11 protein-coding genes are annotated in these 15949 nt (G+C 62.5%); 8 read left to right on the top strand and 3 right to left on the bottom strand.

Going from position 1 to position 15949, the window contains the following annotated elements; genetic code table 11:
- Window positions 1-43: 43 nt before the first annotated feature.
- The 4 genes from HZR20_RS05385 to HZR20_RS05400 all read left to right on the top strand — a co-directional run bounded on the left by HZR20_RS05385 (window position 44) and on the right by HZR20_RS05400 (window position 4695).
- A complete protein-coding gene (locus HZR20_RS05385; protein ID WP_181685566.1) occupies window positions 44-1222 on the top strand; it encodes an ABC transporter substrate-binding protein in 1179 nt (392 codons plus the stop codon).
- 68 nt (window positions 1223-1290) lie between these two features.
- Window positions 1291-1758, top strand: a complete 468-nt coding sequence (locus HZR20_RS05390) for an Lrp/AsnC family transcriptional regulator (RefSeq protein WP_181685567.1) — start codon at window positions 1291-1293, stop codon at window positions 1756-1758.
- A gap of 339 nt (window positions 1759-2097) precedes the next feature.
- Window positions 2098-2508, top strand: coding sequence for an NAD-binding protein (locus HZR20_RS05395; protein ID WP_181685568.1), 411 nt, complete (start codon window positions 2098-2100; stop codon window positions 2506-2508).
- 6 nt (window positions 2509-2514) lie between these two features.
- Entirely contained in the window at window positions 2515-4695 is a 2181-nt protein-coding gene (locus HZR20_RS05400; RefSeq protein WP_181685569.1) for an amino acid permease, read from the top strand.
- Window positions 4696-4754: 59 nt separating this feature from the next.
- Here HZR20_RS05400 and HZR20_RS05405 read toward each other — a convergent pair whose 3' ends face one another.
- Window positions 4755-7292: a DNA topoisomerase I gene (locus HZR20_RS05405; protein ID WP_181685570.1), complete on the bottom strand. Its 2538-nt coding sequence runs from the start codon at window positions 7290-7292 to the stop codon at window positions 4755-4757.
- Between the two features lie 231 nt (window positions 7293-7523).
- Between HZR20_RS05405 and HZR20_RS05410 the strand changes: the two genes are divergently transcribed.
- Entirely contained in the window at window positions 7524-8123 is a 600-nt protein-coding gene (locus tag HZR20_RS05410) for a DUF5789 family protein (protein WP_181685571.1), read from the top strand.
- A gap of 200 nt (window positions 8124-8323) precedes the next feature.
- Here HZR20_RS05410 and gatB read toward each other — a convergent pair whose 3' ends face one another.
- Window positions 8324-9811 (bottom strand): Asp-tRNA(Asn)/Glu-tRNA(Gln) amidotransferase subunit GatB, encoded by a 1488-nt coding sequence (gatB, locus tag HZR20_RS05415; protein ID WP_181685572.1) that lies wholly within the window; start codon window positions 9809-9811, stop codon window positions 8324-8326.
- Window positions 9812-9951: 140 nt separating this feature from the next.
- Here gatB and HZR20_RS05420 point away from each other — a divergent pair, with 140 nt between their 5' ends.
- From HZR20_RS05420 to HZR20_RS05430, 3 genes are read left to right on the top strand one after another with little or no spacing between them, the layout of a single operon-like run.
- The gene (locus HZR20_RS05420; protein ID WP_181685573.1) at window positions 9952-10215 is read left to right on the top strand and encodes a DUF7518 family protein; all 264 of its coding nucleotides are present in this window, start codon (window positions 9952-9954) and stop codon (window positions 10213-10215) included.
- Window positions 10216-10263: 48 nt separating this feature from the next.
- A complete protein-coding gene (gene smc / locus HZR20_RS05425) occupies window positions 10264-13839 on the top strand; it encodes a chromosome segregation protein SMC (protein WP_181685574.1) in 3576 nt (1191 codons plus the stop codon).
- 48 nt (window positions 13840-13887) lie between these two features.
- Complete coding sequence (locus tag HZR20_RS05430; protein ID WP_181685575.1) at window positions 13888-14787, top strand: segregation and condensation protein A; 900 nt, start codon at window positions 13888-13890, stop codon at window positions 14785-14787.
- Window positions 14788-14947: 160 nt separating this feature from the next.
- Here the strand turns inward: HZR20_RS05430 and HZR20_RS05435 are convergent, their stop codons facing one another.
- Window positions 14948-15937, bottom strand: a complete 990-nt coding sequence (locus HZR20_RS05435) for an AEC family transporter (protein WP_181685576.1) — start codon at window positions 15935-15937, stop codon at window positions 14948-14950.
- Window positions 15938-15949: the final 12 nt, after the last annotated feature.

Here is a 15949-nt window from a genome sequence, read left to right on the forward strand (position 1 = left end):
GAACAGCTGTATTTAAGTCACTCTCTCATGAAAGATTAGGCATATGGCATCCGAGATGGGAGAAACCCAGGCCGGGACGATCGAGCTCGTTCACTACCACGTTGGTGGCGACGGTGAGCGTGCACTTGAGGCGTTCCTAGAGGAATATCGGCGAACCCACACGACAGTTGTCGACCCCATCAGTTACGACAATACGCGCTTACAGGTGAAAAGTCGCATTCTGAACGGCGATCCACCGGATGTCTGGACCGGTTGGGCTGGGGCGAATCTCCGGGCCTACGAGCAGGCGAACGTGCTCGCGGATGTGACAGATTTATTCACGGACACTGCGATGGAACGCAACTATCGGGATGTCGCCCGTGACGCCGCACAGGTCGATGGCGTGTATCGAGCGGTTCCCTACTCGATGCATCGGATCAACGACCTCTACGTGAACGTCGCCGCGGCCCAAGCGGCGGGTATCGATCCGGCGACACTCGATTCCCCCCGCGAGTTTGCAACTCTCGTGACTGAGGCTGATATCGACGGCTCGGCGTTTCTGCTGCCGATGAAGGAACCGTGGCTCGTCTTGCAACTCTGGGAACTCGTCTTGCTGGGGCAGTTCGATCACGAAACGTTCGAGGACGTGACCGGTGGCCGCGCTCGCACCCACCGGGACGCGATTGTGGACTGTCTCGACATCGTCGCGACGTTCGCCTCCGGGGCACCCGACGACGCCGTTTATACCTCACTGGTCGAAGCTAACGAGCGATTCATCGACGGGAAGGCCCCGTTCTATCAGCAGGGTGACTGGGCTGGTGGCGTCTTCGTCGATGCGGCGGAGTTTACTTACGAGGAAGACTGGCAACGCATAGCGTTCCCCGGAACCGAAGACATGTACGTCGTCAGTATAGACGCGATGACTCCCTCGAAAGCGGCCGACATGGACGTCATTCGTCCGTTCTTGGAGTACGCTGGCTCACCCGACGGTCAGGTCCCGTTCACCAGGGCGAAGGGCTCACTCCCGACTCGGACGGACGCACCGACGGACCAACTCTCTGTCTTCGGGCAGGATCAGGCGCGCGCACTCGAGCGTGCTCGCGATCAGCCACAGTCGATGGCCCATGGCCTCAGCGTGACCACGCAGACGCGTATCGAACTGCTTGATGCCTTCGCGTCGTTCATCACTGACTGGGACAGTGACGCCGCTGCAGACGAGATCGTCGACGTATTCGACCAGTAAGCCGTTTACGGCGTCGCGAGGCGAGGACGACCATAACGTTTCTTTTCGTTCACCCGAAACGGTGAGTAATGGCAATTCACGAGCTTGATGACCTCGATCGGGCAATCCTCCATGCGTTGCAGCACGACGCCAGGAAAATGTCGACGAGTACGATCGCCGAACGCATGGATGTTGCTCCGAGTACGGTACGGACGCGAATCAAATCCCTCGAAGACGACGGGGTGCTGACGGGATATCACGCAGAGATCAATTACGAGCAAACCGGATTACAGTTGCACACGCTTATCCTCTGTACAGCGCCGGTTCCTGAACGGGAACGGCTCGCCGAACAAGCCCAGGAAGTAAGCGGTGTCGTCGCTGTCCGGGAAGTGATGACGGGGAACGAAAACGTTCACATCGAGGCTGTCGGGCAGGATGGTGACGATTTGAACCGTATTGGTCGGGAACTCGACGAGATCGGCCTCACGATCGAAGATGAGGACATCATTCGAAACGAGTACGAGACGCCCTACGAACGGTTTGCCGTTCAAGACTAGTGCGCCAGGAGACGCTGTTGCGGGTAGGTTCTCACGTTATTTTCCAAACGATCCAGCCAATCTCGTTCTCTACCGATGGGTGTCCGTGGACACATCCTTCCTCGTCGTCGGAGCGTCTCAGTTACGTTGGGCCCTCAGTTCCTCCTCCTATCGAGTTAACACTCCACCTCCGCAATATTTGCCCACTTATTTGACGAACCGTCAAAGTAACCGAGTGATTTATGACGTTCCGTGAATGAAGGGCAACTGTATGCAACAACACGGTTCGATGTGTCCCGCAGACTGTATGCACAAGACGGTGATCGACCTCCGAAACGACGCCGGAGCGTGCATGCCCGGATGAGTCAGACTGGTATCGACCGGGTGGACGTCCTCGTCGTCGGTTCGACCAGTGACGTCAGAGGCCTGGCAGAGCACCTTCAGGACTCCCAGTCCGTCCTCTTTCTCACGGACCGGAACGAACAGGAACAACGGGCTGAGCGCGCAGGCGTCTCAGCGCAACTGACTACCTTCGAGACTGGGTTCGATAGCGAGGAGTTGACGGCTGACGTCGCCTTTCTCGGGACCCAGCGAGATTCAATCAATCTCCTTCTCGCCCAGCATCTCCGCACCAGTCACGGTGTCGACCGGGTGATCGTGCGAGTCAACGACTCGACCCGGGAGAAAGCGTTCGACGACATCGCGACGGACACGGTCACGCCGATCGACCTTTACACTCGAACCGTCCAAGAGACGCTGGAAACTGCCTAAGTCACGATGCCAAAAGAACTTGAGCGAGACCTCGGATTAGCATCGGTACTGGCAATTAGCATCGGCGCGATGGTCGGCAGCGGGATTTTCATTCTCCCGGCGCTGGCCCTGAAAATGGCTGGCCCCGCGGTTGTGCTTGCGTATATCCTGGCCGCGCTAGTCGTGCTTCCGGCCGCACTCAGCAAGGCAGAGATGGCCACCGCGATGCCCGAAGCCGGCGGCACCTACCTCTACATCGAACGTGGGATGGGGCCCTTGTTGGGAACGATCGCCGGCATCGGGACGTGGTTCGCCCTCTCATTTAAGGGAGCCCTCGCGCTCGTCGGGGGCGTCCCGTATCTGTTGTTGTACTTCGAGTTACCGATCAAACCGGTCGCCCTCGCGCTGGCGGCCGTTCTCATCCTCGTGAACCTTTTGGGGGCCAAGCAGACCGGGCGCCTTCAGGTCGCTATCGTGGCCGTCATGCTCGCGGCGATGACCTGGTTCGTCGGCGGGAGTCTCGGTTCGGTCCAGACTGCCTCCTTCGACGCGTTCCTGGGAGCGGGAGCCGGTGGCATTCTCGAAGCGACTGGTTTCGTGTTCGTCTCCTATGCGGGGGTGACGAAGATCGCCAGCGTCGCCGAAGAGATCGAGGATCCCGATCGCGTCATCCCGCGAGGCATGATCTGGTCGCTGGGCTTTACGACGCTGCTGTACGTACTAGTCGTCGCGGTGATCGTCGGCGTCGATCCGGCGGGGATCGTCGGCTCGAACACGCCCGTGGCCGACGTGGCCCAGGCGACCATGTCCACGCCCGGCGTCATCGCGGTGGTCATTGCTGCGATCTTCGCGCTGATTAGCACGGCCAATGCGGGCCTCCTGTCGTCATCGCGCTATCCCTTTGCGATGAGCCGCGACGACCTCGCGCCGCCGACGTTCGCCAAAGTCAGCGAGCGCTTCGGGACGCCCATCACGGCGATCACGCTGACCGGTCTGGTCATGCTGGCACTGATCGCATTCGTCCCGATCATGGAGATCGCCAAACTCGCGAGCGCGTTCCAGATCCTCGTCTTCGTGCTGATCAATGTGGCCCTCATCGCCTTCCGGGAGAGTGACATCGCCTACGATCCCAGTTACGAGTCCCCGCTGTATCCCTGGTTGCAGGGATTCGGCGTCCTGGGTGGGCTCGTCTTGCTTACCCAGATGGGATTGATCGCGTTCGTCGGTGCGATCGCGATCATCGTCGGTAGCGTCGGGTGGTACTTCGCGTACGCCCATCGCAACGTGGCCCGCGAAGGCGCACTCACTGACGCGATCCGACGTGGCATCGACCGGCGGGCCGTCGAGGAGACTCGATCGGTCTGTCACGACGCCGACGACTCGGACGTCCTCGTGGCCCTTACCGAGGACACGACGGCGGCCGCCGAGGAACGACTGCTGGATGTGGCGATTCCGCTCGCCCAGGCCCGGAACGGGACCGTCACGGTCGTCCAGTTCGACAAGGTACCCGACCAGACGCCGTTGTCGTACGCCGAGTCGACGCTTTCGGAGGCTGATCAGGTGTTCGAGGAACGGACGGCCGTAATCGCCGAAGACGCGGGCGTACCCGTCGAGTACGGCGAAATTGTCAGCCACGATGTCGATCGGACGGTGGCGAACGTCGCCGATCTCCACGGCTACGACCTGGTCGTCGTCGACGAATCCGGCCCGACCTTCACTGAGGGGCTTTTGGACGTACTCTTCGGGCCAAACCGCTCGTTCGACGTACTGGGAGTCGACGCTGAGAGCCTTGACGGGATCGATCGCATCGCCCTGGTCGACGACGGGGGGCCGTTCGATCCCGAGAAAGTCCGCATTGCGAACACCCTGGCGATGGCACACGAAGCGACGATCGAACTCGTCCACGGGATCGCGCCCGACGCGACCCAGGAACGGCGTGACTCGATCGACGAATATCACGACGAGATGGCCGATCTCTGTTCAGTCCCGACCGAGTCAGCGATCGTCGAAAGCGACGACGACGCGGCGGCGCTGGTCCGTGCGACGGACGACGCTGATGTCGTCGTCGTTGCGGACACCGGCGGTGCGGTCCTCCGTGACGGTCCCGGTGTCACTGTTTCGAAACGCGGGAACGCTCTCGTGTTGCATCCGGGAAGCGACGGACAGCCGGGACTGCTCGGTCGTCTCGTTCAGCGCGTCGTGTACTGATCGTCAGTGCTCGTGACGTCGTTCGGACGATCGGGCCTTCGATTCAGACAGCGTGGGGGTCAGGCCGACAGTTCTGTCTGCCACTCTCGGATCCGATCGGCACTGACGCCCTGGACGTCGCCGGCGACGGCGTCGGGATCGACGTCCTGGAGATCCTCGGGGGCTTTTACGCCGACGTCTTCGAGCTTCTCTGCCGTCGCCGGGCCGATGCCGTCGAGGTCCTCCAGATCCTCGACCGCGTTGCGGGCCTGGAACTCCTCGTAGTTGCAGATCGGACAGCCCAGTTCCCAGGGCTCGTCGTCGCCGTCGTCGTGGACCTCGATATGTGGCAGGTCGTGATCATCACAGGTTTCGTCGGTCACGACGATCTCGCCGCGCCGGGGTAGTGGCAGCGAATAGTCACAGTCAGGATAGCGCGTACAGCCGACCAGCCGCGAGCCCGACCGGAGGTGTTTGATCGCGAGGTCACCACCCTCATCCCCGTCGGCGGCTTCGCCGCCTCCGTCTCGCTGTCCCTCCGGCCCAGCGCTGTTTCCGCACTCGGGACACGCGCCGATCACTCGGTCTTCGCTCTCGTCGGCTTCCTCGGCCTTGCAGCGCGGACAGCCGTGGACGAACGTGTCTCGGCCGGCGAGCATCTTGACGTGCCGGAGGTCGTGTTCCTCACACGATTCGTCCATTACCTGTGGTTCGCCGCTACTGGGCAGCGGGAGCGTGAATCGACACTCCGGGAAGCCGTCACAGCCGACGAAGTGCGAGCCGTGGCGACTCTCCCGGACGAGCAGATCCTCGCCACACTCCGGACAGGGGCCCAGTGTCCGGTCAGCCTTCAGTGATTTCTGGAGGAAGTCGCCGATCTCCTCGCGTGAGTCCCGAAGCTCCGCAAAAATCTCGCTGAGCATCTCCCGGGACTCCATCGTCACGTCTTCAAAGGACACGTCACCGTTGGCAATCGCGGTCATGTCGGCCTCAAGCTGGGCGGTCATCTCGTCGCTGACGACGTGGGCGGCGTACTCTTCGGCGGCTGTGACGACTGCCTCGGCGAGCTTCGTCGGCCGGGGCGGGTCGTCCTCGACGTAGCCCCGATCGTAGAGCTTCTCGATGATGTTGTGCCGGGTTGCCTTCGTCCCCAGGCCGAGATCGGCCATCCGCTCGATCAACCGCGACTGGCCGTACCGCCGGGGTGGCTGGGTCTGTTTGGCCTCCAGTTCGACGTCGCTGATCGCGAGCTCGTCGCCTTCCTCGACAGCAGGGACGAACGTCTCACCCGCCGAGGAGTACGGATAGACGGCGTGGTACCCCTCCTCGATCAGTCGCTTGCCGTTCGCTTTCAACGAGCGACCCGCCGCCTGGGCGACGACGCGGAGGTGCGCCCACGTGGCCGGTTCCGCGACGGTCGCGAAGAACCGCCGGACGACGAGTTCATAAACCTCCCAGGCGTCCGCACCGATCTCGTCGCGATCGGGAATCTCGCCTGTCGGGTGGATCGGTGGGTGGTCGGTCGACTCGTTGTCGCCGCGAGTCGGCTCGATGTCGTCTTGCCCGAGCAAGTGCTTGGCGTCCTCGCCGAACTCGTAACTTCCTTCGAAGGCACCCAGGAGTTCCTCGGGATCGAGGTCGTCCGGATAGACCGTGTTGTCCGTCCGCGGGTAGGTCATATACCCGTCGGTGTACAGTTCTTCGGCGATCGACATGGCGCGCTGGGCAGAGTAGCCCAGCGACCCGGCCGCCGAGATGAACGCGGTCGTATCGAAGGGTGCTGGCGGGTCGTCAGTCCGCGTACGTCGTCGGACTTCCGTGACCGTCGCCGCGGTCGCGTCCCCGAGGTCCGCATAGGCTGCCTCTGCAGCCGACTCCTCCCAGATCCGTTCGGCTTCGCTCCCGTCGTCATCATAGAAATACTGGGCCTCGAAAGCGTCGCCGTTCTTCGCGAGATCGGCGACAATCTCCCAGTAGTCATCCGGATCGAAGGCCTGGATTTCGCGCTCGCGGTCGACGAGAATCTTCAGCGTCGGGCTCTGGACCCGACCGACCGAGATGAAGTCGTTGCCCAGCTGCTTTGCCGAAAGCGAGAGGAAGCGCGTCAGTGCCGCCCCCCAGATCAGGTCGACGATCTGGCGGGCTTCGCCTGCTGCGGCGAGATCGAAGTCGATTTCGTCGGGGTTCTCGAAGGCCTCCTGAACTTCCCGGTCGGTGATCGAGGAGAAGCGTACTCGATCGACGGGCGCGTCGGTCTCCTCACGGATCAACTCGTAGGCTTCTTTCCCGATGAGTTCGCCCTCGCGGTCGTAGTCGGTGGCGATCACGACCTCGTCGGCTTTCCGTGCAAGGCTACGCAACGTCGCGACGATGTTCTCGCGGGTCGGCGTCGTGACGATGTCGGCGTCGATCAACTCGACCGGTTCGACGTCCCGCCAGTCCTCGTATTCGGGCGGGAAGTCGACACCGACGACGTGCCCCGAGAGGCCGACGACGCGCTGACCGCCCCATCGGTAGACGTTGACGCCGTTTTGCCGCTCGGCGCTCGCCGATTCGTCGCTCAATATCTCGGCGATCCGTCGGGCGGCGTTGTCCTTCTCGGTGACGATCAGGCGCATGCCCGATCACCACCGGGTCGCTGGTGAGTCATTACTGCTCGCTACGCGGAGACCGATGGATATGTCTTTCGGCGTGTAATCGCAAGACTGCGACGGGACAAGGCGCGCACGCGTCGCTCGCCCGCGTCCGCGAGGTACACGTATCAGAAGAGATTTTGGCCTCGGATTCTATTCACTATGACGACATATACGAGCAATAGGTCTATCGGCCTCGGGATTCAACAATAGAGAATGGCAGACGACAAACGAGGCCGTGACAAACAGGCCCACGACGAGGAGCGACGACAGCGCGAGCGCGACCTCGAAACGGAGTTGGAGCGCCGGGACGAACCGGAGCCGCCGATCTCGGCGACCGAACTTGGCGAGCTGGAAGATGCCCTCGAAACGCTGTCGTTCCCCACGACCGCGGCCGCGGTGGTCGAGACGGTCGGCGACCGTGAGATCGAGTCGCCGGAGGGCACCTATCGGCTGGCGGAACTGCTGCCCGAAACCGACGCCGAGACGTTCGATTCCCCGGCGGCGGTCAGCGTGCAGGTTCAGCGGCCGACCGTTGCCGCTGCGATGAAGCGAATCATCGAAGCCAGTGACGAACTCCAGGACGCTGATTTCGGTGGCTCCCGGCGGGACGCCTACAAGAAGACCTTGAAAGCACTCGCGGCGATCGAGGCGGATGACGACGACGAAGGGATCGACGTGGTCACCGAGTGGATCGTCGAGCACATCGACGAGAAGGGGAAACTCCCCGGCTCGCGAGCCGTTCGCCGGGAAGCCGCGAAGTTCTGCCGATCGAACGGCTACGAGGTCCGCGTCGACGAGTGGCTGGGGATCTAGCCCTCTAGTTCGGCCCGCAACAATTCATTCACGTCGCCCGGTATCCCACCTTTTTCTTCGTCGGGTACCGTCGCTCCGCTCCGGGACCGCTCCTCGAAAAAGCTGGACCAAAAAGGCGAGCAGTCGCTTCGCTCACGGCTACGCCGTTCGCAGTTCGAGGCTCTCACTTCCTTCGAGCCTCGCTACGCTCGTGCTCGGTGCTATTCCTCTAGTTCGGCTCGCAACAACTCATTCACGTCGCCGGGATCCGCACTCCCACCGGTCTTTTGCATCACCTGGCCGACCAGGAAGTTGATCGCGCCGCCCTCCCCATCGTGGTAGTCCGAGACGGCGTCTGGGTTCTCCTCGATGGCTTCCTCAACCGCTCCCTGAAGTTCGTCGCGTTGGGTCTTGCCCAGGCCCTCCCGGTCGACGATCGCATCTGGGTCGTCGCCGTCGTCGAGCATCCCGCGGAGAACCGTTTCGCGGGCGTTCTTGGCGGTGATCTCCTCAGTTGCGACAAGTTCGACGAGTCGCTCGATCTCGTCGAGACGGCCCTCGACGTCGGTGATCGCCATGTCGCGGTAGTTGAGTTCGCCCAGCAGTTCGTCGGCCACCCAGGTCGCCACGAGGTCGGGGTCGAACGTCGCGGCCAGGTCCTCATAGAAGTCTGCGACTTGCTTGGTCGTGGTGAGCTTCGAGGCAGCCTCCTCGTTGAGTCCGTACTCCTCACCAAAGCGCTCGCGGCGGGCGTCGGGGAGTTCGGGAATGGATAGCTCCTCCTTCCAGTGACTGACTTCCAGTGGCGGGAGGTCGGCTTCACGGAAGTAGCGATAGTCCTTCTCTTCTTCCTTCGAGCGCATCGAAACAGTGATCCCACGGGACTCGTCCCAGTGGCGGGTCTCCTGCTCGACCTCGCGGCCGCGCTTGACGGCGTTTTTCTGCCGTTGAGCCTCGTAGGCCAGTGCCTTCTCCGCGCCCTTGTGGCTGGAGATGTTCTTGACTTCAGTACGGTTGGCCTCGGCCAGCACGTCGTCGTCGATTGTGCCGTCCTCGTCGACTTCCTCGACATCGACCAGCGAGAGGTTGGCGTCGATTCGGAGCGACCCGTCCCGCGTCGCGTCGAAAATACCCAGGTACTCCAGGACTTCTTCCAGTTTCGCCAGGAACGCCCGGACCTCCGTCGCGTCACGGAAGTCCGGCTCGGTGACGACCTCCATCAGCGGGACGCCGGCGCGGTTGTAGTTCACGAGGGTATAGTCGGCGGTGTCGATGTTTCCACCCTGGTGGGTGAGGCTGCCGGGATCCTCTTCGAGGTGGGCACGCTCGATCCCGACTGAACGGCGCTCGCCTTCGACGGTAAATTCCAACTCGCCGTCCTGGCAAATCGGGGCGTCGTACTGGCTAATCTGGAAATTCTTCGGCAGGTCGGGATAGTAGTAGTTCTTCCGGTGGAACCGAGTCTGTTCGGGAATCGACGCATCGATGGCCTTGCCAACTCGTACGGCGGCTTCGACGGCCGCCTCGTTGAGCACCGGCAACGCGCCGGGGAGACCGAGACAGACCGGACAGGTGTGGGTATTAGACTCTGCGTCTTCGAGATCGGTCGAACAGCCACAGAAGATCTTCGTGTCGGTTTCGAGCTGGACGTGGACCTCCAGCCCGATCACGACCGCATGTTCGCGTTCCTGGGCGGCTTGAGCAGTCATTACCGTCTCATCCGTCGCGTGGCGATTAAATCCCTCGGTACTGCAACTGGCTTGAAGACCCGCTGATCGCCTGGCGACGTATCAGAAAGGATGTGCATGTCTGACGTAGGTTTAAGCGGACGGAGGGTGGTGATAGTGATATGAGCAGCAATCGCGTCGAGGAACTGGAAGCGAAAGTCAAGGATCTCGAAGCCACCGTCGAGGGGCTCACCGACGAACTCGTCGAGTGCAAGGTGCGCTTGCGGGAGCTCGAAAACGTCGTCGACGACGACACTGGCTTCAAGCAGCCGGCCAATATCGAACGCGACTCGGCGCCCGACCCGGACGCGGCCGAAGGCGATAAGGCCCAGGGGGACGACACCCCTGACGACGCCGAAACAGAATCGGACATCATCATCGCCTGAGATCCGACAGGGTGCCCGGATCTCAGTCGGAAGGAGTCGTCTCCCCACATGCACATCACAGAGGTCGTCCTAGACAACTTCAAGAGCTTCGGGCGCAAGACGCGAATCCCCTTCTACGAGGACTTTACGACGATTAGCGGCCCGAACGGGTCGGGCAAATCCAACATCGTCGATGCGATCCTCTTCGCACTCGGGTTGGCCCGTACGTCGGGGATCCGCGCCGAGAAACTGACCGATCTCATCTACAACCCCGGTCATCAAGATGGAGCGCGACCGGACGGTGAGCGCGAAGCCAGCGTGACGGTCGTCCTCGACAATTCCGATCGGACGCTCGCTCGCTCGCAGGTCGAAAACGCTGCCGGCAGCGAGAACGTCGGCGACATCGAGGAGATCGAGATCAGGCGTCGCGTCAAAGAGACCGAAGACAACTACTACTCCTATTATTACATCAACGGTCGCTCGGTCAACCTCGGCGACATTCAGGAGTTGCTCGCCCAGGCTGGCGTGACTCCGGAAGGGTACAACGTCGTCATGCAGGGCGACGTGACTGAGATCATCAACATGACCGCGGGCGCTCGCCGGGAGATTATCGACGAGATCGCCGGCGTCGCGGAGTTCGACAAGAAAAAGGAGCAGGCCTTCGCGGAACTGGAGACCGTCCAAGAACGCATCGACGAGGCAGACCTCCGCATCGAGGAGAAGGAGACTCGCCTCGAACAGCTCGAGGACGAACGCGAGACAGCCCTGGAGTACCAGGAGCTCAAAGACGAGAAACAGGAGTACGAGGCCTACAAGAAGGCCGCCGAACTCGAAGACAAGCGCGACGATCTGGCCGAAATCGAAGCTGAGATCGACGAGTTGGAAGCCTCGCTCGAACAGCGCCAGCGCGAACTCGACGAACGCCAGGGCAAAGTCCACCGGCTGGAGGAGGAACTCGACGAACTCAACGAGGAAATCGAGCGGAAAGGCGAGGACGAACAACTCCAGCTCAAACGCGAGATCGAGGAGATCAAAGGCGAGATCGCCCGCCTCGAAGACGCCGTCGAGAGCGCCACACAGCAGCGTGAGGACGCCGAGAACGACCGCCGGGAGGCGTTCGTCCAGATCGATCGCAAGCAGGAGACCGTCGACGATCTGGAGACGGAGGTTCGCGAGACGAAAGTACAGAAGTCCTCCGTGAAAGCAGAGATCGACGACCTGCAGGTCGACCTGGCGGAAGTCGAAGAGGAGATCGAGGAAGTCGGTTCCGAGTACGAGGAAGTCCGCGAGGAACTCGAAGCCAAGAAGACCGAACTGGAGGCGGCAAAGGAGCGGCGAAACGACCACCAGCGCGAGCAGGATCGCCTCCTCGACGAGGCCCGGCGGCGCTCGAACCAACAGCGTGAGATCGAGTCGACCATCGAGAGTCAACGGGAGTCGATCCCCGAGATCGACGCCGAGATCGACGATCTGGAAGACGAACGCCGGAAAGCAAGCAAGAATCGTGAGACGATCGACGAGGTCGTCGAGGACCTCCAAGAGGAGAAACGCGATCTGCAAGCAGACATCGACGAGATCGAGGATGATCTGGAGGCCGCCCAACAGGAATATGCCGAACTCGAGGCCCGCGCCGAAGCGTCCGGTGACGGCTCGTATGGCCGGGCGGTGACGACGATTCAGAAGGCCGATGTGGAGGGCGTTCACGGACCAGTCGGTGACCTCGGCGGCGTCGATCCGGAGTATGCAGACGCCTGCGAGACGGCCGCGGGAGGTCGGCTGGCGAACGTCGTCGTCGAGGACGACGGCATCGGCCAGCGGTGTATCGAGCATCTCAAGTCCCGCAACGCTGGTCGAGCGACGTTCCTGCCGATGACCGAGATGAACGATCGGTCGCTGCCCGCCCCGCCCGATCTCCCGGGCGTCGTCGATTTCGCGTACAACCTCGTCGACTTCGACGAACGGTATTCGGGCGTGTTTAGCTACGTCCTCGGTGACACGCTGGTCGTCGAGAACATGGAGACGGCTCGGGACCTGATGGGCGAGTTCCGGCTGGTGACGCTGGACGGCGACTTAGTCGAGAAAAGCGGGGCGATGACCGGTGGCTCTTCGAGTGGGTCGCGATACTCCTTCTCGGGCGGCGAGGGGCGTCTCCAGCGGATTGCCGAGCGAATCACGGACCTGGAAGACGAACGCGCGAGCGTCCGCGAGGAGCTCCGTGACATCGAGGAGCGCCTCGAAGATGCCCGGGATCGCCGTTCGGAAGCGGCCGAGCAACTCCGGGAAATCCAGGCCGAGATCGAGCGCCGCGAGCGCGAACGTGAGGAGGCCGATGAGCGTATCGCGGAACTGGAAGACGAACTGGTTGAGATCGAGGCCGAGCGCGAGGACGTCTCCGAGCAGATGGACGAGATCGAGGCCGAGATCGAGACCGTCACCGAGGAGATCGACGGGATCGAGGCGACCATCGCCGACCTGGAAGGCGAGATCGAGGACTCTGAGCTGCCCGAATTGACTGACGAGGCAGAGTCGATCCGGGCCGAGATAGACGAACGCGAGGACGAACTCGAAGATTTAGACGCCCAGTTGAACGAACTCCAGTTGGAGAAACAGTACGCCGAGGAGGCCATCGAGGATCTCCACGACGAGATCGAGGCGGCCCAGAACCGCAAGGCCGAGCAGGACGAACGCATCGAGGAGCTTTCGGCCGAGATCGACGAGCAGGAGGCACTGCTGGCCGACAAAGAGGACGCGGTCGCGGCACTCGAGGAGGAACTCGCCGAGATGAAGGCCGAACGCGAGGAGCTGCGCGCGGACGTTCGAGCGGCCCGAGAGGCACGCGACGAGCAGCGCGAGCGGGTCAACGCGGTCGAGAGCGACTTAGAGAGCGAGCGAGAGACTCAAGAGCGCTTACAGTGGGAGATCGAGGAGCTGGAGTCGGCGGTCGGCGAATACGATCCCGAGGCGATTCCCGATCACCACACCGTCCAGACGCGGATCGGCCAGCTCGACTCCAAAATGGAGGTTTTAGAGCCGGTGAACATGCTCGCCATCGAGGAGTACGACGAGGTCAACGAGGATCTAACGGACCTCCAAGACAAGCGGGAAACACTGGTCGAGGAGGCCGATGGCATCCGTGACCGGATCGAGAGCTACGAAGCCCGCAAGAAGGAGACGTTCATGGACGCCTTCGAGGCGATCGACGAGCAGTTCCAGGACATCTTCGAACGGCTCTCGAACGGTACGGGACGCCTCCATCTCGAAAACGAGGACGATCCCTTCGAGGGCGGGCTGACGATGAAGGCCCAGCCGGGAGATAAGCCGATCCAGCGACTCGCGGCGATGAGCGGTGGCGAGAAGTCGCTGACGGCCCTCGCGTTCATCTTTGCGATCCAGCGACACAACCCGGCACCGTTCTACGCCTTAGACGAGGTAGACGCGTTCCTGGACGCTGCAAACGCCGATCTCGTTGGCGATATGGTCGACGATCTCGCGGGCGAGGCCCAGTTCGTCGTCGTCTCCCATCGCTCGGCCATGCTCGAACGCTCCGAGCGAGCGATCGGCGTGATGATGGGCGAGGATAACGTCAGCGCCGTCACCGGGATCGACCTGAGCGACGGTGCCGGGGAGGTGCCCGCCGATGACTGACAGCGGGGGCCTCACCTGGCACCAGACAAATCTTGGAGGACATCATAGATGACTGACGACGTGCCACTCGACATCGCTGGCCACGACGGACGCGAGCGACCGGACGGCGGGACGGAGGTCCTGACGGACGCAACTCCGCCGACTGAGGCCCCGTCGATCGATGACGACGACGAAGTCGAGCCGGTGGAAGTATTGGTAACGATGGCCGAAGAGGGCGAGATCGAGCCCTGGGACATCGACGTCGTGGTTGTGACGGACAAGTTCCTGGACCGCCTCGACGAGGCCGACCTCCGGTCTTCCGGGCGAGCGCTGTTCTATGCGAGCGTCCTCCTCCGGATGAAAAGCGACGCATTGCTCGAAAGCGACGACGAGCCAGAACCCGAGCCCGAACCCGAGCCGTTCGCCGGCGCGCCGGGCGGGACCGTCGACGGCGACCCGTTCGACGCTCTGGAAGACGAGATGGATCGCCGTCTGGAGCGCAAGCGTGCCCGCGGGACGCCACAGACGCTGGACGAACTCGTCAGGGAGTTGCGGGATGCCGAACGCGACTCCTGGTGGAAGGAATCCCGCGAGTACGACACCAGTGACTCACCGCGGGGCTTCCAGCGTGGCACCCAACAACTGGATTACCGGGCAGGCGACGACTTCCGGGACGAGGCTGAACCGACAGCGGCCGATGTGACCGGCACGGCCCACGGCGAGAACGTCGAGGAACTGGTCGAGTCGGTCGCCGAGAAACTGGAAACACAATACGATGCCGGGCGCACAGAAGTCCTGTTTGCCGAAGTCGACGACGTGGGCGGGTCCCGCATCGAGACGTTCCTCGGTGTGCTATTTTTGGCCGATGCGGGCCGGGTCGACCTCCAGCAAGACACGCTCTTTGGCGACCTCTGGCTCAGAAATCCGGACGCGACTCACCAGACCGACGTGGCCGCTGCTGACGATTGAGTGTGTTATAAATCATTAAGTTTCTGCCCGTGCTACTGTCACATACGGCATGACCCCGGAGCGTGTCAGTGAGCGCCTGGTCGAACTGGATGACCGCTTCGATCGGGATCGCTACTACGCGGCACTGGAGTACGTCCACGACGACGGCCGGTGAGGGGACTCAGACGACGATGCCGGCTTCGAGGAGAGCGATCAGGACCGTCAGTATTGGGATCGACAGCAGTGTCGAGGTGAGAATGGCCGTACTCGCAAATTCTGTGGGCGAGACGGGGCCGTCGGCAGGACCGCTGAACTCCCCAAGCAGGATGATCGGCGTCACGGCCGATGGGCCGGCACATTCGAGCACGAACACGCGCGCGACAGTCTCGTTCTCGAATCCCAGAAAGAAGACGCCGGAGGTGAGCACGAGCGCGATGGCAATCCCGACCAGCGGTGCGACGGCGAGTTTGAGTGCGTTCGGGACGATCACGCGCCGGGCTGCCGCCGCGTAATTCGTCTCCGAAAGCTGGATGCCGAGGATGAGCAGCATGACCGGGATCGAGGCGTCGCCGACGAGCTGTAGCGTATTCATCGCGGTCGAGCCCGTCGGCGGCGCGAGTCCCAGCCAGCGGGCTGCCAGGGCGACGATGACGGCGTGGACGATCGGAATGCGGGCCGCCCGGCGCACGCCAGCGAAGGCCCCACCGGTCCCGCGGGCGGCGACGTACGTGCCAAGCGTGTACAACAGGACGCCCTGGATCGCGGCGTACAGGACCGCCGTCGACCGGCCAGTCGCGCCGAAGGCGAACTTCGAGAGCGGAATGCCGAAGTTCCCGGAGTTGGCGAACATGGCCGCGAGAATGAACGCGCCGAGCATCGGTTCGCTCTGTCCCAGGGCCCGACCGGCCCCCTTGGCGATGACGAGCATGATCGTCGAGAACGCCAGGACACCGACGGCGACGGTCAGGACCGTCGTCCCGCTCATCGGTGTCTTCACGAGCGTATGAAAGACCAGAGCCGGAACCAGCACGTAGACGGTAATCGTGTTCAGCGGCCCAACCTCGACGTCCTTGACGCGTCCCAGCGCGAACCCGGCCGCGGCGATGGCGACGATCGGCAGGATGGCTGTTCCGAAAATGCCGACGAGTGATTCTAGTTCGAGGCCGGACACGATTCGGGGCTT

The organism is Halorhabdus salina (genome assembly GCF_013839425.1).
Classification (GTDB): Archaea; Halobacteriota; Halobacteria; order Halobacteriales; family Haloarculaceae; genus Halorhabdus; species Halorhabdus salina.

Coding starts and splice junctions, on each gene's coding strand:
- HZR20_RS05400 (WP_181685569.1), top strand. CDS start 2,515: ATGCCAAAAGAACTTGAGCGAGACCTCGGATTAGCATCGGTACTGGCA.
- HZR20_RS05405 (WP_181685570.1), bottom strand. CDS start 7,292: ATGCGCCTGATCGTCACCGAGAAGGACAACGCCGCCCGACGGATCGCC.
- HZR20_RS05410 (WP_181685571.1), top strand. CDS start 7,524: ATGGCAGACGACAAACGAGGCCGTGACAAACAGGCCCACGACGAGGAG.
- gatB (WP_181685572.1), bottom strand. CDS start 9,811: ATGACTGCTCAAGCCGCCCAGGAACGCGAACATGCGGTCGTGATCGGG.
- HZR20_RS05385 (WP_181685566.1), top strand. CDS start 44: ATGGCATCCGAGATGGGAGAAACCCAGGCCGGGACGATCGAGCTCGTT.
- HZR20_RS05395 (WP_181685568.1), top strand. CDS start 2,098: ATGAGTCAGACTGGTATCGACCGGGTGGACGTCCTCGTCGTCGGTTCG.
- HZR20_RS05430 (WP_181685575.1), top strand. CDS start 13,888: ATGACTGACGACGTGCCACTCGACATCGCTGGCCACGACGGACGCGAG.
- smc (WP_181685574.1), top strand. CDS start 10,264: ATGCACATCACAGAGGTCGTCCTAGACAACTTCAAGAGCTTCGGGCGC.
- HZR20_RS05390 (WP_181685567.1), top strand. CDS start 1,291: ATGGCAATTCACGAGCTTGATGACCTCGATCGGGCAATCCTCCATGCG.
- HZR20_RS05420 (WP_181685573.1), top strand. CDS start 9,952: ATGAGCAGCAATCGCGTCGAGGAACTGGAAGCGAAAGTCAAGGATCTC.